Here is a 22,812-nt window from a genome sequence, read left to right on the forward strand (position 1 = left end):
ACCCAGGCCCGGGCGGGAGCGCGAATGACGACGGTCTTGGTGACTTCCGGCACTCAGCCCCGTACGCCCGCAACCGCCATCCTGTATCCACCGGCTGCCGCGCCAGACCGGTAGAATTGTCGGCTCTAGCCTGCATTTCGACCGACGTTCCCCGCGCGAGACCACGAACCAATGACTACGATCGATTACGCCAAAGCACGTGAACTGATGGTCGAACAACAAGTTCGGCCCTGGGACGTGCTCGACCCGCGCGTACTCGACGTGCTGGCGACGCTGCCGCGCGAGGCCTTCGTCTCCGCCGAGCACCGCAACCTGGCCTATGCCGATCTGTCCCTGCCGCTGGGCCATGGCGAATTCGCCATGAAGCCGGTGCTGGAAGGCCGCACCCTGCATTCGCTGGAGCTGGACCCCACCGACGACGTGCTCGAGATCGGCACCGGCAGCGGCTATCTGACCGCCTGCCTGGGCCGCCTGGCGCGCGAAGTGACCAGCCTGGAGATCCACGCCGACCTCGCCGACGCCGCCCGCGCGCGCCTGTCCGAGCAGTCGGTGGAGAACGCCCAGGTGGTGCTGGCCGACGCCTACGCCTGGCGTAGCGAGCGCCGCTACAACGCGATCTGCGTCACCGGCGCGGTCGCCGAAATTCCGCAACACTTCTTCGACTGGCTGCAGCCGGACGGACGCCTGTTCGTGGTCCGCGGCCGGTCGCCGGCGATGGAAGCGGTGCTGGTGCGCAACGAAGTCAACGCTCGCCGCATCCAATCGTTGTTCGAAACCGACCTACCCTATCTCGTCGGCGCGGCGCCCGCGCCCGTCTTCGAGTTCTGAACCGAACGTCAAGGAAGCCGCATGATCCGCCGCCCACTCGTTCTCGCCCTCGTTGTCGCCCTGCTGCCGGCCGTCGCTTCGGCGGAAGACCTGCTGCAGACCTACGAGCTGGCCCGCAACGGCGACCCGCAGTTGTCGGCCGCCGAATCCAGCCGCCTGGCCACCAAGGAAGGCGCGGTGCAGGCCCGCGCGGCGATGCTGCCGTCGCTGACCGGTTCGGCCACGCTCAGCAAGTCGCGCAACACCGCGCCCAGCTTCACCGACAATAGCGATCCGACCAATCCGGTCGAGGTCGCCGGCAATCTGACCACCGAGACGACCTCGCGCAGCTACGGCGTCGACCTGCGGCAGATGATCTACGACCGCAGCCGCTTCACCACGCTCAAGAGCCGCAACGCGCTCAGCCAGGCCAGCGACTTTCAGCTCGAGTCCGCCGGCGACACCCTGATCACGCGTACCTCGGCCGCCTACTTCAACGTGTTGGTGCAGTTGGAGACCCTGGCCGCGGCCGAGGCCGCCGAGACCGCGCTGAAGAAGCAGTTCGACTACGCCTCCAAGCGCCTGGAAGTCGGCCTGGCGCCGATCACCGACGTGCACGAAGCCCGCGCCCAATACGACAACGCCCGCGCCAACACCATCCTGGTGCGCAACGCGGTCGAGGACGCCTACCAGGCGCTGAGCGAAATCACCGGCCAGCCGATCCGCAACCTCAAGGGCCTGCCGGACGACTTCAAGCCGGCGCTGCCGGAATCGCAGGGCGTCGACGGCTGGGTCCAAACCGCGATCGAGAACAACCCGTCCCTGCGCGCCAAGCAGTTTCAGGTGCAGTCGGCCGAAGCCGACGTCGAGACCGCGCGCTCGGGCCACTGGCCGACCCTGTACCTGACCGGCGGCTACGACAAGAGCAAGACCTGGACCGACCGCACCTTCGGCGGCAACACCTTCGAAAGCGACAGCGAAGGCCGCGGCCCCAGCCTGGGCATCACCCTGTCGGTGCCGATCTTCGCCGGCGGCGCGACCCAGTCCGGCGTGCGCCAGGCCCTGGCCACGCGCGATGTCGCCAGCGACGAGCTCGAGCAGCAGAAGCGCGCCCTGGTGCGCAACGCCCGCAACGCCTACCAGACCCTGGTCGCCGGCGTCAGCGAAGTCGAAGCCCGCCGTCTGGCGCTGGTCTCGGCGCGCAGCGCCTACGAGGCCTCCCAGGTCGGCCTGGAAGTCGGTACCCGCACCGTGCTGGACGTGTTGATCAACCAGCAGAACCTGTTCACCGCGCAGCAGGCCTACGCGCAGGCCAAGTACAACTACCTGCAGAACCGTCTGTTGCTGGAACAGGCTGCCGGTACGCTGGACGTGGCCGACGTGCAGGACATCAACCGCCTGCTGACCGCCGAACCGGCGGCCAAGTTCGAGCCCAGCGGCGGCTGATTCCGACGCCCGCTCGATGCGACACGAAAACCGCCGGCGTGCCCGGCGGTTTTCTTTTGTGCGTTCGCAAGGCGCATCGCGTCTCCGACGCGATCTTGGCGATGGCGATGATGCGGTTCGCTGCGCTCACCGCATCCTACGGAGCGAATTCGCTGTCTGTGGGAGCGGCGTAAGCCGCGATGCGCCTTCGGCCGGAGTCGCGGGAATACACGCTCCCAGAAACTCAAGCCTGCGGCGGCAGCGCCGGTTGCAACAGGGCGATGGTCTTGGCCAGCGCGCCGCGCCCGAGTTCGACCAGGGCGCGGCCGGCCGCTACCATCTGCGCGCGCTGCTCGGGGTCGGATAGCAGGCGCTCGAGCTCGCGCTGCACCGCGTCGGCGTCGTCGCCGATGCGCAGCGCGCCGGCGGCCTGCAGGCGCTCGGCGATCTCGACGAAATTGTGCAGGTGCGGGCCGGTCACGATGGGCGTGCCGGTGGCGGCCGGTTCCAACAGGTTGTGGCCGCCGATCGCCTGCAGGCTGCCGCCGACGAAGGCGACGTCGGCGCCGGCGTAGAAGCACATCAGCTCGCCCAGGGTGTCGATCACGAACACGTCGTCGCCGCGTTGCGGCCAACGCATGCGCGAGCGCGTCGATACCGTCCAACCGATCGCGCGCGCGGATTCGGCGACCACCCGGAACCGCTCCGGATGGCGCGGCGCCCACAACAGCAGCAGCTCCGGGAAGCGCGCGCGCAGACGGCGATGGATAGCGATCACCGCCGCCTCCTCGTCCTCGTGCGTGCTGGCCGCGATCCAGACCGGGCGCGCACCGCTGTGACGGCGGCATTCGGCGGCGAATTCGTCCAGCGCCTCGGGCACGTTGACGTCGAACTTGAGGTTGCCGGTCTCGACGATCTGCTCCGGCCGCGCGCCCAGGCGCACGAAGCGCTCGCCGTCGGCGCGCGACTGCGCCGCGACCGCGCGCACGGTGCGTAGCGCGCGCGCGACCAGCGGCGCCAGCACCCGATAGCCGCGCAGCGAACGCTCGGACAGGCGCGCGTTGACGATGTAGGTCGGAATGCCGCGGTCGCGGCAGCCGAACAGCAGGCTGGGCCAGAGCTCGGTCTCCATGATCAGCGCCGCGCAGGGGCGGTAGTGCTGGAGGAAACGCGAGACCGCGCCGGGCAGGTCGTAGGGCAGATAGACGTGCTCGACGCCATCGCCCCAGGCCGCGCGCGCACGGTCCGATCCGGTCGGGGTGATCGTGGTCACCAGCAGGCGCAAATCCGGGCGGCCGCGGCGCAAGGCGTTGACCAGCGGGATCGCGGCGTTGACCTCGCCCACCGAGACCGCATGCAGCCACAGCGTGCGGCTGTGGGCGGGGCCGCGATAGATCGCGTAGCGCTCCAGCCAGCGCTGAAAATAGGCCGGCTGGCGAAAACCGCGCCAGATCAGGTGGTAGACCGTGACCGGCGCCAATAGGTATAGCGCGACCGAGTACAGGCCGCGCAACAGGCGCTCGATATAGTCCCTCTGCATGCGCCAAGGATAAGCGTTCCGCGCCCGCGCCACGCCCATCGGCCGCGCGAAACGGCGGCCACGGCCGCGATTGGCCAGCTTTTGCGCACGCGCGGCGCCGGTCCGTGGCCGCGTTTCGTCCTCATCCCTCTAAACTAGCGTGCATGAGCGCAACCCCGCTGCCCCTTCCCCCGCGCGGCCCCCGCCATTGGCCGATGTGGCTGGCCCTGGCCGGCATGTGCCTGGGCGCGCGTCTGCCCTGGTCCTTGCAACGCGGGCTGGGCCGCTTGTTCGGCGCGTTCGCCCTGCATGCGGCCGGCGAGCGCCGGCGCGCGGCGCGGATCAACCTGGCCCTGTGCTATCCCGAAAAGAGCGAGGCCGAGCGCGAGCGCATGCTGCGCGAGAGCTTCCGCGACCTCGGCATCGGCCTGTTCGAATTCGCACGCGCCTGGTGGGGCTCGGTGGGGCCGATGCGGCGCACGGTGCGCATCGAGGGCCTGGAACTGCTGGACGAGGTGCGCGCGCAGGGACGCGGCGTGCTGCTGATCTCCGGCCACTTCATGACCCTGGAGATGTGCGGCCGGCTGATGTGCGACCACCTGCCGCTGGCCGGCATGTACCGTCGCCACCGCAGCCCGGTGTTCGAGTGGGCGGTCAAGCGCGGACGTCTGCGCTACGCCGCGGCCATGTACACCAACGAAGAGATCCGTCCGGCCATGCGCCACCTCAAGCAGGGCGGCTTCCTGTGGTACGCGCCGGACCAGGACATGCGCGGCAAGGACACGGTGTTCGCGCCGTTCTTCGGCGTGCCGGCGGCGACGATCACCGCCACCCACCAGTTCGCCCGCCTCAGCGGCTGCGCCGTGGTGCCGTTCTTCCATCGCCGCGAAGGCGGCGACTACGTGCTGCGCCTGGGCGCGCCGCTGACGGACTTCCCGTCCTCCGACGCCACCGCCGACAGCGCGCGCGTGAACGCCCAGATCGAGGCGATGGTGCGCGAAGCGCCCAGCCAGTACCTGTGGATCCACCGCCGCTTCAAGCGCCGGCCGCCGGGGGATGTCTCGCCTTATAAGCGAGGAGTGAGCGGGGAGGAGTGAGAAGTGAGCGGAAGCGTTTCCGCTCTGCTCTTACTCACTTCTCACTTCTCCAGACTCACTCCTGCTTCTCGGCCGGTTGCGACAACAAGCTCCCCGCATACAAAGCCACCAGCATCAGCGCCAGGCCGCCCCAGAAGGTCGAATAGAAGGCCAGATGGGTGTTGAACGGAAACAGCGTGACCGCGATCGCGAGCATGGCCGGGCGCGCGCGATCGCGCGCGGCGTCGTCGGCGAACCGCCACGCCCGCCAGGCCAGGGCCACGCCTGCCAGCCACATCAACAAACCGAACAGGCCGGTCTCGCTGAGCACTTCCAGCACTACTTGGTGCGCGTGCAGCGCGGGACCGTAGCCCCAGGCGGCCTGCTTGCCGGGATCGGGGTCGCAGGCCGGGAAGGCCTCGCGGAAGCCGCGCGCGCCGACGCCATTGATCGGGTTCTCGCGCGCCATGCACAGCGCGGCGCCCCAGATGCGCGCGCGTCCGGACAGCGCACTGTCCACGCCCTCGGCGTCGGCGCTGCGGACCAGGGTGGTGCGCACGATGCGCTCTCGCACCTGCGGCGAGACCACGGCGATGGTCGCCACCGCGATCGCGCCGAACGCGAACACGCCCAGCAGGCGCTTCCAACCCAGCAAGCGCCAGCCCGACAGCACCAGCACCAGCGCGTAGGTGATCCACGACGCGCGCGAACCGGCCAACACCACCACCAGGCCGACGCCCGCGGCCGCGATCAACCAACCGCCCATGCCGTAGCGCCGGCCGCCGGCGTAGAGCGCGAACGGCGACAGGCTGGCCAGCACCTGGCCGAGTTTGAGATTGCACGGGCCGAGTACCCCGCTGAGGCGGTCGACGCCGGCGATTTCCTCCGGCGTGCACATACCGTGGCCGCTGATGCCGCGCTTGATCGCGTCCAGCGCCGAAAACAGCGGGCTGGCGCCGGTCAGCGCCTGCAACAAGGCGTCCACCGTCCAGATCGCGACGATCACCGCCAGGCCGCCGAAGATGGTCCGGCGCCCGCGCGGGTTGGCGACCGCCGAGGCCACCAGCCACAGGAACGGCAGATAGCGAATGTCTTCCAGCGCCTTGCGTAGCGCGTGCGGCGTGTCGACCGCATCGAAGGCCGAGACCAGCTCGGGCAACCAGTACGCGAAGAACAGCACGCTGGTCAGGGCCCATGCCGGATTGCTCAGCAACTGGCCGCCGCTGCGGAAACGCGAGGCGACCAGGTGCACGATCGCGGCCAGCGCGCCCAGCACCAGCACCGCCTCGGCGTAGCCCGGCGCCGGCCACAGCGCGACATAGGCCAGGATCCAGGCCGGCGCCCATCGCCAGCCATGCGCGACGCCCGCCGGCTTCGGCGGGTTGGGATCGACCCAACGCGGATCAGCGCGGTCGGCGGGGGAATTCGGCGTAGACGCCAAGCGTGGCCTCCTGCATCGCACGCAAGGAATAGGCAATCGTATCCGTTGCCGCGGGCGGATGCGTTAGCAATTCGCGAGCCGCCGCGTGCAGTAAGACCGGGTCGAACGGCGCCACCGCCCCGCGCGGTTGCAGTTGCGCGAGCAGTTCGCCGACGCCGCCGTGGGCCCAGCCGAGCACGGCGCGCCCCACCGACAGGGCCTCCACCACGGTGCGACCGAAGGCCTCAGGTTTGCGCGACAGCTGCAGCACCAGATCGGCGGCGGCATAGGCGCGCGCGATCGCGTCGGTGGGCGCGGTGAAAGCGACCGCATCGGCCACGCCCAGCGTCTGGGCTTCGCGTTCGAGTTCGGCGATGTAGGCCTCGCGCCCGGCCTCGCGCGCGCCCGGCAGCCATAGGCGCGCATCGTCGCCGTCGCGGCGCAGCGCGGCCAGCAGACTCAGCGCATCGGCATGGCCCTTGAGGCGGGTGCCGCGACCGGGCAGCAGCAGCAACGGCCCGCTGCCGGCGAGCGCGGGATGCAGCGACGCGGCCCAGGCGCGCGCCTCGCGATCCGGCATCGGCGCTCGCGGGAACGCGGCCGGATCGATGCCGCGCGGGATCGTGCGCAGCTTGGCCGGATCGGTGTCGGGGTAATGTCGCAGCACGTACCCGCGCACAGTGTCGGACACGCAGATCACGCGCTCACCCGTCGTCATGACCGCGCTGTAGCGCGACGGCGAATTGAGCCCGTGCACGGTGGTGACGAAATGCGGACGCGCCGTCGTCGGCATGCCGCGCAGGGCCAGCCGGGTCAGCCAGGCCGGCAGACGCGAGCGCGCGTGCACGATGTCGGCGCCGGTGTCGGCGAACAGGCGTCGCAGCGCGCGCGCGTGGCGCAGGCTCAGCAGGGATTTGCGCCCGATGTCGAGTTCGATGTGCTCGGCGCCGCTGGCGAGCAGGCGCGGCACCAGCCGGCCGCCGGCCGAGACCACGAGCGCGCGATGGCCGGCACGCACCAGCGCGTCGGCGATCTCCAGGGTGGAACGTTCGACGCCGCCGGACTCCAGCGCCGGCAGCAATTGCACCACGATCAGCGGGCGCACGCGGAACCTGCGGCGTGGCCGCGCGGGCTCAGTCGTCGACCAGGGTGAAAAGCGCGCCGCAGTAAGGGCACTGGCATTCGCGCTCGGCCTCGATCGGCAGGTACACGCGCGGATGCGAATTCCACAGCGCCATCGACGGCAGCGGGCAGCTCAAAGGCAGGTCCGCGCGCGTGACGGTGTAGCGCTGTTCGGCGTTGGCCTGGGTGGGATGGGCGTTGGCTGCGGTCATGACGGAACGGCGAGTGGCGACGCGGACACGCAGTTTAGCAGGTGCGGGGTGGGCGATTCCGGCCTTCATCTGCCCTTTGGACAGCGCCATTCCAGAAAAAGAAGAGAAGACCAAGAGCTAGTGGAACTGAGCCCCTCTCCCGCTGGCGGGAGAGGGGTTGGGGTGAGGGTTCGGCGCGAGCGCGCAGCTCAAACCTCATCCCGCACCCTCATCCGCCCTGCGGGCACCTTCTCCCGAGGGTGCGAGAGAAGGGAACAGAGAGAAGGGGCTAGGGTTTACTACACCGGCAAATCGAAGAACAACACATTCGCCGCCTCGGCACCGAGCCCAACGATGCTCAAAGCACCGTCCTCTTCCCGATACCCCAGCGCATCGCCCGCCTGCAGCCGGCGCCCATTGGCCTCGACCTCGCCTTCGGCCACATGCAGCCAGTACAGGCGTGCGGGATCGAGCTCATGTTGCAGGGTTTCGCCCTGGACCGGACGCGCGCCGTACAACCACGCCTGCTGGCGGATCGCGATGCTGCCCTGGGCCCCATCGGGCGAGGCCAGCAGGGTCCAGCCGTCGCCGGCGCCCGCAGCCGCCTCGCGCTGGGCGTAGGCGGGCTGGGCGTTGAGGCGGTCGGGCTGGATCCAGATCTGCAGGAAATGCACCGGCTCCGATTCGGAGGCGTTGAACTCGCTGTGCTCGACGCCGTGACCGGCGCTCATCCACTGCAGTTCGCCGGGGCGGATGGTGCCGCCCCCGCCGGTGCTGTCCTTGTGCGCCAGACCGCCGCTGAGCACATAGCTCAGGATTTCCATGTTGGCGTGGCGGTGCGGCGAGAAACCCGCGCCGGGAGCGACGCGGTCCTCGTTGATCACGCGCAAGGGGCCGAAGCCCATCCAGGCCGGGTCGTAATAGCCACCGAAGGAAAACGTGTGGTGGCTGTCCAGCCAACCGGCCTGGACGCGGCCGCGGCTCGCGGAAGGGCGTTCGACGATCATGGCGCTTACTGCTTCGCCGCTTCCGGCTTGGGCACGATGGCTTCGGTGGTGATGTGGATCGTCACCTCGTCGCTGACGTTGGGCACGTACTTGCCCACGCCGAACTCGCTGCGCTTGATGGTGGTGCTGGCGTCGAAGCCGGCCGCCGCGCGCTTGGCCATCGGCTGCTCGCCGACCTTGTTGATGGTCACGTCCAGCACCACCGACTTGGTCACGCCGTGCACGCTCAGGTCGCCGGTGACCTTGAGCTTCTTCTCGCCCGCGGCCTCGACCTTGGTGCTCTTGAAGGTGATGTTGGGGTACTTGGCGGCGTCGAAGAAATCCTCGCTGCGCAGGTGCTCGTCGAACGCGGCGACGTGCGAGTTCAGCCCGGCCAGCGGGATGGTGACCTCGACCGAGGACGCCGACGGCTTGGCCGGATCGTAGGTGATGCTGCCGTCGACCTGGCCGAAGTGGGCGACCGGGTTGGAGAAGCCGAAGTGGCTCCAGCCGGCGACGACGTCGGTGTGGTTGGGATCGATCTTGTAGGTCAGCGGAGCGGCCGTGGCGGCGCCCGCGAAGGCGAGAGCGACGGCGGCGGCGAGCAGGAAGCGCTTCATGGCGGGAAATCTCCGGGTGGGGCCCTAAGGCCGGTCTGTGCGGGGCGTACTACGGGAAAACGAAACCGGCGCGGATCACAGGATCTGCGCGACCTCGTCGAAGGACAAGCGCGGCGAACGCGGGAACAGCTTGGAAGCGTCGCCGTGGCCGAGGTTGATCAGGAAGTTGGACTTGATCGGCGTGCCGGCGAAGAAAGCCTTGTCGACCTTGGCGTTGTCGAAACCCGACATCGGGCCGGCGTCCAGGCCCAGCGCGCGCGCGGCCAGGATCACATAGGCGCCCTGCAGGCTGCCGTTGCGGAACGCGGCGGCGCTGCGGCCTTCGCGCGGACCGTCGAACCAGGCCTTGGCGTCGGTGTGCGGGAACAGGTAGGGCAGCTTCTCGTGGAAGTCCTCGTCGTGGGCCACGATCACCGTCACCGGCGCCTTCATGGTCTTTTCCAGGTTGCCTTCCGACAGCGCCGGACGCAGCTTCTCCTTGGCTGCCGCCGACTTCACGAACACGTAGCGGCCGGGCGACATGTTGGCGCTGGTGGGCGCCCACTTCATCAGGTCGTACAGGGCGCGCAGGGTATCGTCGCTAACCTCGCCGCCGAGCTCGTTATGGGTGCGGGCGGTACGGAATAGCTGGTCCAGTGCGGCATCGGACAAGGTCGAGGACATCGGAGTCTCCAAGGGGTGCCGGAGCGGGAGCGCCGCGGCCAAGGGGAGAAGTGTAGAGTCCGGGCCGTTAAGCAACGCCGCCATCGCCGGAACGGATTGATAGCACCAGTGCAACAAAAGACGCCTTCAAGCTCGGTTACAGCCATGGATGACACTTTGGTCCTGACCGATGGACATGCCGGCAACGTCCGTCAGGCCCAGGCGCTGGCGGCCGCGCTGGGCCGGCCGGCGCGCGAGTTCGTGCTGGAAGCGCGGGCGCCCTGGGCCTGGGCCGCGCCGCGGCGCCTGCCCGGCGCCACGCGCGCCTTCGGTGCCGCGTTCGCAGGCGTGCTGGCGGCGCCGCCGGCGCTGGCGATCGGCTGCGGGCGCCAGGCCGCGCTCGCGACCCGCTTGTTGCGCCTGCGTGGCGCGCGCGCGGTGCAGATCCTGGATCCGCGCATCGACAGCCGCCACTGGGACCTGGTGATCGCGCCCGAGCACGATGGTTTGCGCGCGGCCAACAGCCTGTCCCCGCTCGGCAGCCTGCATCCGGTCGACGACCTCTGGCTGGCCGCCGCGCGCAGCGCCTTCCCGGCCTTCGGCGCCCTGCCCGCGCCGCGCACGGCCTTGCTGTTGGGCGGCCCCAGCGCGCATGCCGCGTTCGATGCGGGCATGTTCGAAAACTTGATCGCGCGCGTCGCCGCGTTGGTGGAACGCGAGGGCGGCAGCGTGCTCGCAACCGCGTCGCGCCGCACGCCGGCGATGGTGCGCGATCAGTTGCGCGCGCGATTCGCGCATGTGCCCGGCGTGGTCTGGGCCGGCCCGGAAGACGGCGCCAACCCCTACGCCGGCCTGCTCGGCTGGGCGGACCGCGTGGTCTGCACGGCCGATTCGGTCAATCTGTTGTCGGAAGCGGCCGCGACCACCGTGCCGTTGTACATCGCCGGCATCGACGCGCTCAGCGGCCGCCCGCGCCGCTTCGTCGACGCTTTGCTCGCCAGCGCGCGGGCACGGCGCTTCGATGCCGCCGATGCCCTCGCGCCTTATGCGGTCACGCCGCTACGCGAAACGGCGCGCATCGCCGACGAGGTGCGACGGCGTCTGGGGTTGGGCGCTTAGCGCAACGATGCGCTACGCGACGATGCGGTTCGCCTGCGGCTCACCACATCCTACGAGTGCCGTCTTTCACGCGGCTGCGATTGCCGTTGCCGTTGCCGTTGCCGTTGCCGTTGCCGTTGCCGTTGCCGTTGCCGTTGCCGCGGCATTGAAATCCAAAAGCCCCGCACTCACCCGACCAGTCGTAGACCCGAAGGGCGGCGCGCAGGACGCGCGCCGTTTTTCGAATGGACAGGGACGTCCATTCGAAAAATCCCGGCGTACGCACCGAACTCGCAGGGGAGGGTTGGTCACGCTAGCCCTTCTCTTTGGTTACTTTCTCTTGGGCTAGCAAGAGAAAGTGACCCGCATGCGCAGCAGGCGGATCCCCACCCTCCTTTTCTAAAGGAGGGAGCTAGAAGCGAGAGAAAGTGACCCGCATGCGAAGCGGGCGGAAGCCTTTGACTTTCGAGCCAAAGCGGACGAAGCAACAGCAAAAGCAAATCCTCCCCAACCCTCCTTTTTCAAAGGAGGGAGCTAGAAGCACGGAGAAGGTGACCCGCATGCGAAGCGGGCGGAAGCCTTTGATCTTCGGACCGAGCCGACGAAGCAACAGCAAGAGCAAATCCTCCCCAACCCGCCCGGCCAGCAGGCATAGCCTGCCGGCGTTCAGCTGCGCACGAACCTGCGGTTCGTAAGCCGCGCAGCTTCATCCTTTTACAAAGGAGGGAGTCAAAAGCAAAGGATGGGACTTGCTTGTAGGAAGGCGCTAAAGACACTGGATCCCCGCTTTCGCGGGGATGACGAGCAACAGCAAAGGCATCATGTCCAAGCGCCTGCAGGAGAGCGCCGAAGGCGCTGCATGCTCGGCTACGCCGAAGTAAAGCGGAGCCCGCTTCCGCAGGGATGACAACGTAAAGCGAGCGGAACCGCGGAGGATGGGATCGGCTACCCAAGCAAGCTATTCAGTCGAACGCCAAACCCTGCGCCTTCGCCGCCGCGCGTATCGCCGCACGCGCCGCCTCCACCGCCTCGTCCGGCGCCACCCGTCGCGCACGCCGATCCAAAGTGCAATCCAAGCCTCGCGCCAACAAGGTCGTGTGCGCCGAACGCAGCGACGTCGCGGTGACCTCGTCCAACACCCCGACAAACTGCGCGATCCCGATCAGCCCCGGCGTATCGCGCGGCGTCAACAAGGCCGCGTGCGCTTGCGCCTCGCGCAACACTAAGGCCTGCAGCAGGAATTCCAGATCGACCAGGCCGCCCTCGCCCTGCTTGAGATCGAACGCCGCCGCATCGCTGCGGTCCAGCTCGGCGCGCATGCGCAAGCGCATCGCGCCCACGTCCTCGCGCACCTTGGCCGGATCGCGCGCGCTGGCCAGCGTTTGCGCGCGCACGCGCTCGAAATCCTCGCGCAGCCCCGGATCGCCGGCCACGCTGCGGGCGCGCACCAGCGCCTGGTGCTCCCAGGTCCAGGCGCGCTCGCGCTGGTAGTCGGCGAAGCTGGTCAGCGACGACACCAGCAGGCCCTTGGCACCGTCCGGGCGCAGGCGCACGTCGACGTCGAACAAGCGACCGGCCGCGGTCACCGCGCCCAACAGCGCGACCACCTTCTGGGCCAGGCGCGCGAACCAGCGCACCGCGTCCAGCGGCCGCGCGCCATCGGACTGCATGCCCTCCACGGAAGTGCCGTCCGCGCGCGGCGCGTCGTACAGGAACACCAGGTCCAGATCGGAGCCGAAGCCCAGTTCCTCGCCGCCGAGGCTGCCATAGCCGAGCACGACGAAGCGCGACCCCGGCACGCGCCCGTGCGCGGCGGCGATGTCGCGCTCGGCCAGCGCGAGTACGCGCAGGACCACGCCGTCGGCCAGCCAGGCCAGTTGGCGCGCGCTCTCCTCGGCCGATTGACGGCCATCGCGCAGGGCCAGGGCGATGCGGAAGCTCAACGCCTGACGCACCTCGTTCAAGGCCTGCAGAGTGGCCTCGGTGTCGTCGCCCTCGTCGACCTCCTCGCAGGCCGCGATCAATTCGGCGCGTCCCGGCAAGGGCCCGGCCACGCGCGCGTCCAGCAGTTCGTCCAGCAGCAGCGGATACGCGGCCAGACGTTCGGCCAGCAGGGCGCTGCGGGTCACGGCCTCCAGCAGACGCGACAGCGCGGCCGGTTGTTCGTCGAGCAGGGCCAGGTAGGCGCTGCGGCGCAGGATGTTGTGCAGCAGCGCGAGCAGACGCTTCAAGGCCAGCATCGGTTGCGAGGACACCGCCGCGCCTTGCAGCAATGCCGGCAGAACGCGATCCAGGCGCGCGCGCGCGCCGTCCGACAAGCCGCGCACGCCGGGGCTGCGGGCGAGATCGCGCAGCATGGCGTCGGCCGCGGTCGCGTCCTCGAAACCGGCGTCGGCCAGCACCTCGGCCGATCCCGCCTCGGGCAACGCGCCCCAATACACGGTCAGCGCGTTCGGCGCGACCGTGCGCCGGCGCGGTGCGAGCAGGGCGTCGAATTCGGCGGTCACGCGCGCGCGGCGCGGATCGAGTTCGGCGCGCAGCCCGTCCCAATCCGCGTAGCCCAGCCCCCGCGCGATTCGCAGCCTGTCGTCCTCGCCCTCGGGCAAGGCGTGGGTCTGGGCGTCGCGCAGCATCTGCAGGCGGTTTTCCAGCCGCCGCAGATAACGGTAGTCGTCGATCAGGGCCGCCCCGGCGGCTTCGCCGATCTGGCGTTGGGCGATCAGCTCGCGCAGCGCCGGCAGCAAGCGCCTGCCGCGCAATTCGGGCTCGCGGCCGCCGCGGATCAGTTGCAGGGCCTGGGCCAGGAACTCGATCTCGCGGATGCCGCCCGGCCCGCGCTTGATGTCGTCGGCCAGTTCCTTGCGCGCGACTTCGGCGCTGATCGCCGCCTTCATCGCGCGCAAGCCGTCGAGCGCGCCGAAATCCAGGTAGCGCCGGTACACGAACGGGCGCAACGCTTCCAGAAAACGTTCGCCGGCGTCCAGATCGCCGGCCACCGGACGCGCCTTCTGCCAGGCGTAGCGTTCCCAGTCGCGGCCTTCGCGCTGGAAATATTGCTCCATCGCCGCGAACGACCAGGCCAGGCGACCGGCATTGCCGTAGGGGCGCAGGCGCAGGTCGACGCGGTGGCAGAAACCGTCGGGGGTGACCTCGTCGAGCAGGCGCGCGAGCTGCTGGCCGAGCTTGGCGAAGTAATTCTCGGCGTCCAACGCGCGCGCCGGGTCGCGGCCGTCGTATTCGGTGCTGCCGTCGTGCTCGTAGGCGTAGACCAGGTCGACGTCGGAGCTGAAGTTGAGTTCGCCGCCGCCGAGCTTGCCCAGCCCGAACACCACCAGCCGCTGCAGCCGGCCGTCGCGGTCGCGGATCGCACCGTAGCGTTGGGCGAACTCGGCTTCCAGCGCGTCCACCGCACGCTGCAGACAGATCTCGGCCAGGGCGGTGCTGCCGGCCAAGGTGGCGTCGACCTCGTCCAGCCCCAGCGCGTCGCGCCAGATCAGGCGGGTCGAGCCGGCCGCGCGATAGCGACGCAGCAGGCTGCCCCAGTCGGCGCGCTGCTCCGGCCGCAACTCGGGCAAGGGCCAGGGCTCGGCACCGTCGTCGCCGGCCAGCGCGGCCAGTAAGGCGGGCTGACGCACCAGGGTGTCGATGGCGAAATCGCTGATCGCCGCGACCCGGGCCACGCGTCGGGCGAGCTCGGGATCGGACAGCGCGGCGGCGCTTTCGGGCGCGGACGCGCGCAGGCGCGCAAGCGCGCGCTCGGTCGCGTCGGAGGGCATGGAGACGGTTGCGGACATCCTGCGATGATGGCATGGCGGCCGCGGCGTTCAGTAGCGCGCAAACAGCGAACGCCCGCCGCGGCAGGCGCGACGGGCGTTCGCATCGCCGCGACCGGTCACCATCGGTCGCGGCGCCCCTGCGCGGTGGCTGCTTAGCGCAGCGAATCGTTGGCGTTCACGCGTCCCTGGCCGAAGAACTCGTCGACGCCGTGCGTGCCCAGGTCGGCCGCGCCTTGCCTGAGCGCGTTCTCCACCCGCGAAACCTGCAGATCGCCGCCGTTGGCGCCGATGATGAGCGCGGCGATGCCGGCCGCGTGCGGCGAGGCCATGCTGGTGCCGCCGGCCCAGGAGAAGCCGCCGGTGCTGTCGCTGAACACCAGATCGAACACCCAGCACGGCCGCAACAGGCCGGCGACGGTGCAGTTCTCGTTGCCCGGATACACCGAGTCGCCGCCCGGCGCGGCGAAGTGGACCGTGTGCTTGCCGTAGTTGGTGTAGCTGGTCGGGATGTCGAGGTTGGTATCGAAGTTCAGCGCCCAGCCGATCGGCGCGGTCGCGGAGATACCGACCACGCCGTCGACGCCGCCCGGGAACGACATCAGGCGGTTGCCGTCGGCATCGACCGCGCGATCGAAGTCGATCGCGTCGTTGCCGGTGGACGCGATCACGATGGTGTTGTTCTGGCGCGCGTACAGCACCGCTTTCTGCATCGCCTTGATCAGGTCCTTGGTGTCGGCGGCGATCGGCAGGCCGCCGGACACGCCCAGGCTCATGTTGATCACGTCGGCGCCGTTGTCGGTGGCGTAGAGGATGCCTTGCAGGATGCCGGCGAAGCTGCCGCTGCCGGTGAACTCGGACAGCACCTTGACCGCGAAGAACTTGGCCGAGGGCGCCACGCCGATGATGCCGATGCCGTTGTCGGCGGCGGCGATGGTGCCGGCGACGTGGGTGCCGTGGTTGAAGGCCGGGAACGGACGCGTCGCGCACGCGCCCTCGCCGGCCACGAAGGAGGTGTTGAGATTGATCAGAAGGTTGGGCACCAGGTCCGGATGCGTGCAGTCCACGCCCGAATCCAGCACCGCCACCACCGCGCCGGCGCCGCGATAGCCGCGCGCCCACGCGTCGGTGGCACGGATCGCGGTGTGCCCCCACTGCAGGTCGAAGCGGGTGTCGTTGTCGCCGGTGTTGGGCGGACTGGCGGCGTTCTCGCCCAGGCTGAGCCCGCTCACCACGGTCGGCTGTTCGAACTGCAAGACGCGGTCGCGCGACGCCGATTCGATTTCGCCCAGTTGCAGCGCGCGCGCGGCGAAGCTGTCGTCGGCCTCGACGATCGCCACGCCGATCTGCGCATAGCGCGCCTTCACCTGACCGCCGGCGGCGGCGATCTTGGCGGCGAGGGCCGGACTGAAGTTCTGCGCTTTCGCCTGTACGACGTAAGTCGCCGCATGCGCATTGCCCGCAGCCAACGCGGCCGCGCATACAGCCAATGTCCAACGCTTCATAACCCCTTCTCCTGGATAAGAGTGACTTGCGTCACGGTCTTCCCCCGTGCCGAAGCAGGGTAGGCCCATGCGGAAGGGGTCTCAAGGCACGGATTCGCGGCCGAAAACGGCCACCGACTGTCGCGCGGAGCTGGCACGACGCTTGCGGATGGAGGTGGAACGCGAACTAGCGGGCAATAAAAAAGCCCGCCCCGGTCGAACCGGTTGCGGGCCTGCTCCCTCCCCCACGTCGGGATGCGGGGCGATCGTGAAGGAAACGTTATCCCCTTTGCACGCTGCACTGCAAAACGATACCCGTCAGTTCAAAAAGCCCCGGGATTCAGGCAGTTACCTGAATAGGGCTCGGCCCGCGCCGGAACTGGCTCAGACGCAGCTGGGCCAGGACCGCACGCGCGGCGGTCTCGCCCGATTCGCAGCCGCCTTCCATGAAGCCCTGGGTGTCGAGCGCGCAATGCTCGCCGGCGAAATGCAGGCCGCCCACCGACTCGCCCATGGCCCCGCGCAGACCGGTCCAATCGCCGGGGCGCAGGCAGGCGTAGCTGCCCAGGGTCCAGGGGTGGCTGGGCCAGTGGAAACGCGCCTCGCGCTGGCCGGCGCGCGCCTCCAGCAGACCCGGAAACACGCGCTCCAAGGCCTCGGTCGCGGCCTGCGCCTGCTCGCGCGGCGTGCCCTGGCCCAGGTCGATGCCGTGCTGGCCGCCGGTGAAGTTGGTCAGCACGCCGCCACGGCCGGGCTGCTTGCGCGAAGTCTCCCAGCTGGTCTGGTAGCTCAGGTCGCTCATCGAGGCGCCGTTGGCGCCGTGCTCGCGCCAGACCCGGCGGTCGTAACCGATCATCAGCTTGGCGTTGCTGCCGTAGGCCAGGGTATCGATCGCGCGGCGTTTGACCGGCGGCAGCTCGGCCTCGATCGCGACCTGACGCAGCAGGGTGAACGGCAGCGCCAGCACCACCTGCTTGGCCGCCACCTGGCGCGAACCGGCGCCGGCGCGGAACGACAGCGTATAGCCGCCGCGCGCCTGCGCGCGCACCGATTCCAGTACCTGCCCGGTCTCGACCGCGTCCTCGAGCTTGCTGCCCAGACGCTGCACGATCAGGTCGTTGCCGCCGCGCACGTGGAAGCGCTCGTCGCTTTCGCCGAACACCGCGAAGGCGTCGTCGTCGGTGCCGATGAAGGTCAACAGGTTCAAGGCCGACTGCTGTTCGATCGCCAGTCCCATCTCGGTGGTGTAGGCCACGTCGATCAGCTTGCGCAGCCAACCGCCGACCTGGTTGGCATCCAGCCATTGCGCGATCGACAGCGCGTCCAGCACCTGCGCGCCTTGGGCGTCGCGGTAGGTGATGTCGCCGTCGCCCAGGCGCGCGAGGTCGCGCTCGATCAAGGCGGCGACCGGCACGAAGGCCTCGACCAGTTCGCGCTCGTCGATGCGGCGGCCGTCGAAGTACCAGCGGTCGGTGCCGGCATCGCCTTCCAGCAAGTCGTCCAGGGCCAGGCCGAGCTCGCCGGCCAGCGCGCGGATGCGCAGATGGTTGCTGTCGATCAATTCGCCGCCCAGTTCGATCACCTGGCCGTCCGGGAAATGATCGCGCAGGCTCAGCATGCGTCCGCCGACCCGGCCCTGGGCCTCGAACACGCGCACCCGCACGCCGGCCTGGCGCAGCCGCCAGGCCGCTGTGAGGCCGGCGATGCCGGCGCCCACCACCACCACTTCCTCGTCCGGCGGCAGCAGCGCGCGCGGCGGCGCCTGCGCGCAACCGGCCAGCACCAGGCCGGCGCCCGCGCCCTGCAGCAGGCGGCGCCGGCGCAGGTCGGTGCGGCGTTCGTCGGCGTAGGCCTGCAGCTCGTCCAGGGGCTGGCGCGCATGCAGGGACGCGCGCGCGATGCGGGCCGCGCGGCGCAATAAGGAGTACAGGGGCGTGCGGGCCATACGCGCTTCCTCGTCGGGTTCTGCACTGGCAACGCAGGCCGGATCGCGTCCAGGCCAGAGACGGTTTCGCCTGTCCTGCGCGACACGGTTCTGTCGTTGTTAGGGGTCAACGCATGTTCTATAACTGGGAAGTCCCCAGCGTCCAAGGAGGAGACGCCATGCCGCCGCCCCGCCGCACTTCCCCCTTCGCTTCCCTCATCACCTGGTGCGCGCTGCCGCTGAGCAGCCTCGCCTTGGCCGCCTGCGCGCATGTGTCGCAGAGCGAGCCTACAGACAAGACGTCCATCAAGGAGGAATCCATGACCACCACCGCCACCCCCCAGCTCACCGCCGACGACATCAGCCGGCGCGTGTTGAAGCTGATCGAGGGGCTCAAGTCCAGCGATCAGCTCACCCCCGAATACGTGGAGCAGCAGACCGGCCTGGCGATCCAGCGCGCGGCCGGCCGCGCCGATTCGTTCGGCACCGGCGCCCAGCTGACCCCGGACTGGTCCTACAACCTGTACGTGACCAAGCCCGACGGCGCCGACAGGAACAAGCTGATCTTCGACTTCTCGCGCACCGGCGAGGGCAACGCGCCGATGAGCGCGATCTGCGGCGTCGACTTCAAGCAGTACGCCGAGGCGCTCAAGGGCATGGGCTTCCAGGACAGCGTCAGCTACGGCGAGCACGGCCGGGTCGACCACTACCGGTTCCAGCGTCCGACGCTGTCGCTGGAGGTCTATATCGAGGGCGAATCCAGCGAAACGCCGGAGAAGACCACCCACCACTGCGTGAAGATGATCACGGTCGAGTAAGGGAAGGATCCCGTCATGCCTATCAGTGCAGATCTGCAGAAACTCATCGACGATTTCGGCAAGCAGTCCGGCGTCAGCGCCGAAGCCGTCACCAACCTCACCGCCACGATCAACGGCTCGCCGGCCCTGATGGCGCAGCTCAACGACGTCGTCACCAAGGGCCACCTGAAGGGCTTCGCCGCGCTGACCGACCCGCACGCCGGCGGCGCCTACCGCAGCGGCGACCAGACCATGCTGCTGCCGATCAAGGGCCTGGAGAACGCGCCCGGCGGCAGCTACAACGCCGGCAATATGACCTTCGTGCTCGGCCACGAAGTGCAGCACGGCTACTTCCGCACCGATCGCGCCACCGCCCTGTCGACCTTCGCCACCGAAGCCACGGCGATGGCCAAGAGCCCGGCCTCGGTGCACGACTACACCACGATCGTCGGCAAGATGATCCAGACCAACCGCGACGACGAGGCCAAGGCCCACATCGCCGGCTGGAACGCGCTGGTCGGCAACGTGCGTCAGGCCAAGCCCACCGCCACGCTCGAGGACGTCTACCTGAAATCGCCCGGCCGCGCCGGAGACTTCATCAACCGCAGCGGCACCGCGCCCAACTTCACCTACGCCATGAAGCCCGACCTCACCGTCGGCGCCGACCTGTCGATGGCGCAAAGCGCCGACAACATCAAGGCGATGGGCAAGTACTACTTCGACATGCCCGGCTCGCAGGCGCGTCTGGGCCACAACGGCAATTCCGACTACGCCAACTACTACGGCGCCAGCTACGTCAGCTACATCAGCCAGCTCGAGCACGCGCACGGCAAGACCGCCGACGGCAGCAAGCCGGCGGTGCATCTGAACATGACCCAGCTCAAGCTCAACGAGAGCCTGATGGAGCAGAACGGCATCGACCTGGGCGCGAATTCGGCCGGGCGCCAGGCCTATGTCGATACCAGCACCAGCACGCCCAAGCCGGGTCACTTCGATCACACCAAGACCACCCACACGGCAGTGCCGATCAACTCGCCGCTGGAGAAGCTGCTGGAGGACACGCATTCGCACATCCGCGTCGATCCGCGCAGCGCCGAGCATGCCGACCACAAGCTGTTCACCGGCATCCGCGACAAGGTCGAAGGCGAGTTCGCGCGCCACGGCCGCAGCATGTCCGAGGGCGATCTGGACCGCATCGCCGCCGGCATGACCGTGGAAGGCAAGCGCAACGGCATCACCAGCCCCGACCATGTCGCCCTCAGCGTCGACCCGGTGACCAAGGAAGTCGGCAAGACCGCGTTCCTGGTCCAGGGCGGGCTCAGCGACCCGGCCCATGTGCGCGTCGGCGTGCCCACCGACAAGGCGCCGTCGGCCGAGGAATCCTTCCGCCAGCTCGACGCGCTCAACCAGGGCCAGACCCCGGCCCAGCCGGCGCCGCTGAAGGAACAGCGCCAGGCGCAGTCGATGTAAGGCGGACCGACCGTCCGTCGGTGCCACGGCATCGGCGGTCGGCGCGGCGGGGACGCGCGCCTGCGCGTTCCCGACGTTCTCCGCTCGCTGCGCATCGCCCGCGCGCGACGCGCCCGTGCGCGAGTGCGCGGCGAATCCCGCGATTCCGCTCGCGCGGCGCGGCACCGATTGCGGCGGCGCAGCACCCGCGCGTACGCAAGCGCGCCGCCAATACGTGCCAGTGCGCGGGTTCACGGCCAGCTATATGCTCGGATGGCACATCCACTCCGCCATCAGGAGCACCGACGCATGGAACGCATTTCCCTGGACTCGATTCCGGGCCTCGGCCGCGCGCGGCGCGAGCGCAAGGCCACCGCCCTGCCCTTACTCTGCCTGCTCGCATTCGCGCCGCTCGCAACGGCGCAGGACACCGCGCCGGACGAACGCGATCTCGATCAGCCGGTGATGGCGCGCATGCTGCGCTCCGGCGACGCCGCCAAACCGCTGCTGAGCCTGACGCCCAAGGGCGCGCAGCCGCTGGACACCCACGAAGCCCAGCTGGACCTGCGTATCGTCTATACCCGTTCGCGAATCTGGAACCCCGAGAGCCAGCGCTACGACGAGGTCAACCTGCGCTCCTACCAAAGCCCGGGCACCCATCCTGACGTGCCTTTCGTGGCGCCGACCATCGTGACTTCGCCCGGCGAGACCGTGCGCATCCGCCTGGACAACAGCCTGCCCGAGCAGAAGGACTGCGCGCACTCCGACATCAACATCCCGCACTGCTTCAACTCCACCAACCTGCATTCGCACGGCCTGTGGGTCAGCCCGACCGGCAACAGCGACAACGTGCTGCTGACGCTGCGACCGGGCGTGAAGTTCGAGTACGAATACAACCTGCCCGCCGACCATCCGGCCGGCACCTACTGGTATCACCCACATCTGCACGGCTCGACCGCGCTGCAGGTGTCCAGCGGCATGGCCGGCGCGCTGCTGGTGCGCGGCAACCGCCTGCCCGCGCCCGGCCGCACCGGCGATCTCGACACCCTGCTGCGCGAGCCCGACGGCAGCGCCCTGCCCGAGCGCGTGCTGCTGTTCCAGCAGGTCGCCTACGCCTGCCGCGACAAGGCCACCGGCAAGATCAAGGTGCGCAAGAACGCCGCCGGCGAGACCGTGGCCTGGGTCTGCGACCCCGGCGATGTCGGCGAGATCGAAGGCTACGACCAGTTCGGCTTCGAGCCCGGCGCCAAGATCGACACCTGGGTGCAGTCCGGGCGCCACACCAGCATCAACGGCGACGTGCTGCCGACCTTCACCGGCCTGGTCGCCGGCCGCATCGAGCGCTGGCGCCTGCTGCACGCGGGCGTGCGCGACACCATCAACCTGCAGCTGCGCGAACTGCGCGCCAACCCCGGCAGCCTGGAAGGCCTGTCCGGCACCGCGCTGGACAACTGGGTCGCGCGCAATTGCACCGGCCCGGTGGTGCCGCAGTTCGAGGTCGCAGCCGATGGCCTCAGCCATGCGCGCGCGATCGAGAAAGCGGAGAACGTGTTGCAGCCGGGCTATCGCAGCGACGCCCTGGTCGTGTTCCCCAAGGCCGGCCAGTACTGCGTGATCGACGCCGCCGCGCCGGCCAGCGCCAGCATCCTCAACGCCGCCGAGGACCGCCAGCTGCTGGGCGTGGCCACCGTGGCCGCGGGCAGCGGCGCGCCGATCGCGCAGTTGCGGCCCTACGTAACCGATCGCCTGGTCGCGGCCGTGGAAACCCAGATGCCGACCGACCTGCGCGCCGGCATCGTCGCGGCGCTGCGCGACGGCCTGCGCCTGGACGCGTTCGTGCCGCACCCGGATATCGGCGACGGCGAACTCACCGGCAAGCAGGACCTGGTGTTCAACATCGACGGCAGCCGGATCCCGAACGTGTACATGGTCGACGGCTACCCCTACGACCCGAGCAAATCGCGCGACCTGATCCTGGGCAACGTCGAGGAATGGGAACTGCGCTCGGAGCTCGGCGGCCATCCCTTCCACATCCACGTCAATCCGTTCCAGGTCTCGCGCATCCTCGACCCGCAGGGCCAGGACGTCAGCGTCAGCGGCGAGAAGAACGACCCGCAATACGCCAACACCAAGGGCACCTGGAAGGACACCCTGTTCGTGAAGAAGGGCTATCGCGTGTTCGTGCGCACTCGCTACCAGCGCTACATCGGCGAGTATGTTCTGCATTGCCACATCCTCGAACACGAGGACCAGGGCATGATGCAGAACGTGCGCGTGCTGGTGCCCGACGGCAAGGGCGGCGGGATCGACAGCAGCCGGCATCATTGAGGCCAGGCGCCGTAGGGTGCGGTGGCAACCGCACCGGCGCGGGGTTTCGGTGCATGGCGATGATGCGGTTCGCCTATGGCTCACCACATCCTACGAACGCGGCGCGCTTGTTTCGGCGCAAGTCGTAGGGTGCGGTGGCAGCCGCACCGGC

Annotated in this window: 18 protein-coding genes; 7 read left to right on the forward strand and 11 right to left on the reverse strand. The window is 69.3% G+C overall.

Going from position 1 to position 22,812, the window contains the following annotated elements; all coding sequences use genetic code 11:
- The first annotated feature begins 171 nt into the window (after positions 1-171).
- Together ASD69_RS15570 and ASD69_RS15575 are read left to right on the forward strand one after the other, a co-directional pair.
- Positions 172-828: a protein-L-isoaspartate O-methyltransferase gene (locus ASD69_RS15570; RefSeq protein WP_056180247.1), complete on the forward strand. Its 657-nt coding sequence runs from the start codon at positions 172-174 to the stop codon at positions 826-828.
- Between the two features lie 21 nt (positions 829-849).
- Positions 850-2,253, forward strand: a complete 1,404-nt coding sequence (locus ASD69_RS15575) for a TolC family outer membrane protein (RefSeq protein ID WP_056180250.1) — start codon at positions 850-852, stop codon at positions 2,251-2,253.
- A gap of 223 nt (positions 2,254-2,476) precedes the next feature.
- Here ASD69_RS15575 and waaA read toward each other — a convergent pair whose 3' ends face one another.
- On the reverse strand, positions 2,477-3,772 hold the full coding sequence (gene waaA, locus ASD69_RS15580) for a lipid IV(A) 3-deoxy-D-manno-octulosonic acid transferase (protein WP_056181237.1): 1,296 nt from the start codon (positions 3,770-3,772) through the stop codon (positions 2,477-2,479).
- A gap of 143 nt (positions 3,773-3,915) precedes the next feature.
- Between waaA and lpxL the strand changes: the two genes are divergently transcribed.
- The gene (lpxL, locus tag ASD69_RS15585; protein ID WP_056180253.1) at positions 3,916-4,848 is read left to right on the forward strand and encodes an LpxL/LpxP family Kdo(2)-lipid IV(A) lauroyl/palmitoleoyl acyltransferase; all 933 of its coding nucleotides are present in this window, start codon (positions 3,916-3,918) and stop codon (positions 4,846-4,848) included.
- Between the two features lie 55 nt (positions 4,849-4,903).
- Here the strand turns inward: lpxL and ASD69_RS15590 are convergent, their stop codons facing one another.
- The 6 genes from ASD69_RS15590 to ASD69_RS15615 form a co-directional block, all read right to left on the reverse strand.
- Positions 4,904-6,157, reverse strand: a complete 1,254-nt coding sequence (locus tag ASD69_RS15590) for an O-antigen ligase family protein (RefSeq protein WP_056181239.1) — start codon at positions 6,155-6,157, stop codon at positions 4,904-4,906.
- Between the two features lie 73 nt (positions 6,158-6,230).
- A complete protein-coding gene (locus tag ASD69_RS15595) occupies positions 6,231-7,352 on the reverse strand; it encodes a glycosyltransferase (RefSeq protein ID WP_056180256.1) in 1,122 nt (373 codons plus the stop codon).
- A gap of 28 nt (positions 7,353-7,380) precedes the next feature.
- A complete protein-coding gene (locus ASD69_RS15600) occupies positions 7,381-7,581 on the reverse strand; it encodes a zinc-finger domain-containing protein (RefSeq protein ID WP_056180259.1) in 201 nt (66 codons plus the stop codon).
- 278 nt (positions 7,582-7,859) lie between these two features.
- Positions 7,860-8,567 (reverse strand): pirin family protein, encoded by a 708-nt coding sequence (locus tag ASD69_RS15605; protein ID WP_056180261.1) that lies wholly within the window; start codon positions 8,565-8,567, stop codon positions 7,860-7,862.
- Positions 8,568-8,572: 5 nt separating this feature from the next.
- On the reverse strand, positions 8,573-9,166 hold the full coding sequence (locus ASD69_RS15610; RefSeq protein ID WP_056180264.1) for a YceI family protein: 594 nt from the start codon (positions 9,164-9,166) through the stop codon (positions 8,573-8,575).
- Positions 9,167-9,241: 75 nt separating this feature from the next.
- Positions 9,242-9,829 (reverse strand): malonic semialdehyde reductase, encoded by a 588-nt coding sequence (locus ASD69_RS15615; RefSeq protein ID WP_056180267.1) that lies wholly within the window; start codon positions 9,827-9,829, stop codon positions 9,242-9,244.
- A 144-nt stretch (positions 9,830-9,973) separates the two neighbouring features.
- On the opposite strand from ASD69_RS15615, the gene ASD69_RS15620 reads away from it, so the two are divergent.
- A complete protein-coding gene (locus ASD69_RS15620; protein WP_056180268.1) occupies positions 9,974-10,927 on the forward strand; it encodes a mitochondrial fission ELM1 family protein in 954 nt (317 codons plus the stop codon).
- A 40-nt stretch (positions 10,928-10,967) separates the two neighbouring features.
- On the opposite strand, the gene ASD69_RS21325 is transcribed toward ASD69_RS15620, so the two are convergent.
- The 4 genes from ASD69_RS21325 to ASD69_RS15635 all read right to left on the reverse strand — a co-directional run bounded on the left by ASD69_RS21325 (position 10,968) and on the right by ASD69_RS15635 (position 18,108).
- Entirely contained in the window at positions 10,968-11,192 is a 225-nt protein-coding gene (locus tag ASD69_RS21325; protein WP_082576551.1) for a hypothetical protein, read from the reverse strand.
- 676 nt (positions 11,193-11,868) lie between these two features.
- Positions 11,869-14,700: a bifunctional [glutamate--ammonia ligase]-adenylyl-L-tyrosine phosphorylase/[glutamate--ammonia-ligase] adenylyltransferase gene (glnE, locus tag ASD69_RS15625; RefSeq protein WP_056180271.1), complete on the reverse strand. Its 2,832-nt coding sequence runs from the start codon at positions 14,698-14,700 to the stop codon at positions 11,869-11,871.
- A gap of 134 nt (positions 14,701-14,834) precedes the next feature.
- Complete coding sequence (locus tag ASD69_RS15630; protein WP_162250664.1) at positions 14,835-16,184, reverse strand: S8 family serine peptidase; 1,350 nt, start codon at positions 16,182-16,184, stop codon at positions 14,835-14,837.
- A 319-nt stretch (positions 16,185-16,503) separates the two neighbouring features.
- Positions 16,504-18,108 (reverse strand): NAD(P)/FAD-dependent oxidoreductase, encoded by a 1,605-nt coding sequence (locus tag ASD69_RS15635; RefSeq protein WP_056180278.1) that lies wholly within the window; start codon positions 18,106-18,108, stop codon positions 16,504-16,506.
- A gap of 299 nt (positions 18,109-18,407) precedes the next feature.
- Here ASD69_RS15635 and ASD69_RS15640 point away from each other — a divergent pair, with 299 nt between their 5' ends.
- From ASD69_RS15640 to ASD69_RS15650, 3 genes are all read left to right on the forward strand, one after another.
- Positions 18,408-18,905, forward strand: a complete 498-nt coding sequence (locus ASD69_RS15640) for a hypothetical protein (RefSeq protein ID WP_157499229.1) — start codon at positions 18,408-18,410, stop codon at positions 18,903-18,905.
- Positions 18,906-18,920: 15 nt separating this feature from the next.
- Complete coding sequence (locus ASD69_RS15645) at positions 18,921-20,354, forward strand: XVIPCD domain-containing protein (protein WP_056180283.1); 1,434 nt, start codon at positions 18,921-18,923, stop codon at positions 20,352-20,354.
- 288 nt (positions 20,355-20,642) lie between these two features.
- The gene (locus ASD69_RS15650; protein ID WP_056180287.1) at positions 20,643-22,661 is read left to right on the forward strand and encodes a multicopper oxidase domain-containing protein; all 2,019 of its coding nucleotides are present in this window, start codon (positions 20,643-20,645) and stop codon (positions 22,659-22,661) included.
- Positions 22,662-22,812 lie beyond the last annotated feature (151 nt).

The organism is Lysobacter sp. Root604, assembly GCF_001427505.1.
Lineage (GTDB): Bacteria > Pseudomonadota > Gammaproteobacteria > Xanthomonadales > Xanthomonadaceae > Lysobacter.

Bases quoted from the DNA above. Each gene is read 5' to 3' on its own strand.
- lpxL (WP_056180253.1), top strand. From the start codon at position 3,916: ATGAGCGCAACCCCGCTGCCCCTTCCCCCGCGCGGCCCCCGCCATTGG.
- ASD69_RS15635 (WP_056180278.1), bottom strand. From the start codon at position 18,108: ATGGCCCGCACGCCCCTGTACTCCTTATTGCGCCGCGCGGCCCGCATC.
- ASD69_RS15610 (WP_056180264.1), bottom strand. From the start codon at position 9,166: ATGAAGCGCTTCCTGCTCGCCGCCGCCGTCGCTCTCGCCTTCGCGGGC.
- waaA (WP_056181237.1), bottom strand. From the start codon at position 3,772: ATGCAGAGGGACTATATCGAGCGCCTGTTGCGCGGCCTGTACTCGGTC.
- ASD69_RS15650 (WP_056180287.1), top strand. From the start codon at position 20,643: ATGGAACGCATTTCCCTGGACTCGATTCCGGGCCTCGGCCGCGCGCGG.
- ASD69_RS15575 (WP_056180250.1), top strand. From the start codon at position 850: ATGATCCGCCGCCCACTCGTTCTCGCCCTCGTTGTCGCCCTGCTGCCG.
- ASD69_RS15640 (WP_157499229.1), top strand. From the start codon at position 18,408: ATGACCACCACCGCCACCCCCCAGCTCACCGCCGACGACATCAGCCGG.
- ASD69_RS15605 (WP_056180261.1), bottom strand. From the start codon at position 8,567: ATGATCGTCGAACGCCCTTCCGCGAGCCGCGGCCGCGTCCAGGCCGGT.
- ASD69_RS15630 (WP_162250664.1), bottom strand. From the start codon at position 16,184: ATGAAGCGTTGGACATTGGCTGTATGCGCGGCCGCGTTGGCTGCGGGC.
- glnE (WP_056180271.1), bottom strand. From the start codon at position 14,700: ATGTCCGCAACCGTCTCCATGCCCTCCGACGCGACCGAGCGCGCGCTT.
- ASD69_RS15615 (WP_056180267.1), bottom strand. From the start codon at position 9,829: ATGTCCTCGACCTTGTCCGATGCCGCACTGGACCAGCTATTCCGTACC.
- ASD69_RS15570 (WP_056180247.1), top strand. From the start codon at position 172: ATGACTACGATCGATTACGCCAAAGCACGTGAACTGATGGTCGAACAA.
- ASD69_RS15600 (WP_056180259.1), bottom strand. From the start codon at position 7,581: ATGACCGCAGCCAACGCCCATCCCACCCAGGCCAACGCCGAACAGCGC.
- ASD69_RS15645 (WP_056180283.1), top strand. From the start codon at position 18,921: ATGCCTATCAGTGCAGATCTGCAGAAACTCATCGACGATTTCGGCAAG.
- ASD69_RS15620 (WP_056180268.1), top strand. From the start codon at position 9,974: ATGGATGACACTTTGGTCCTGACCGATGGACATGCCGGCAACGTCCGT.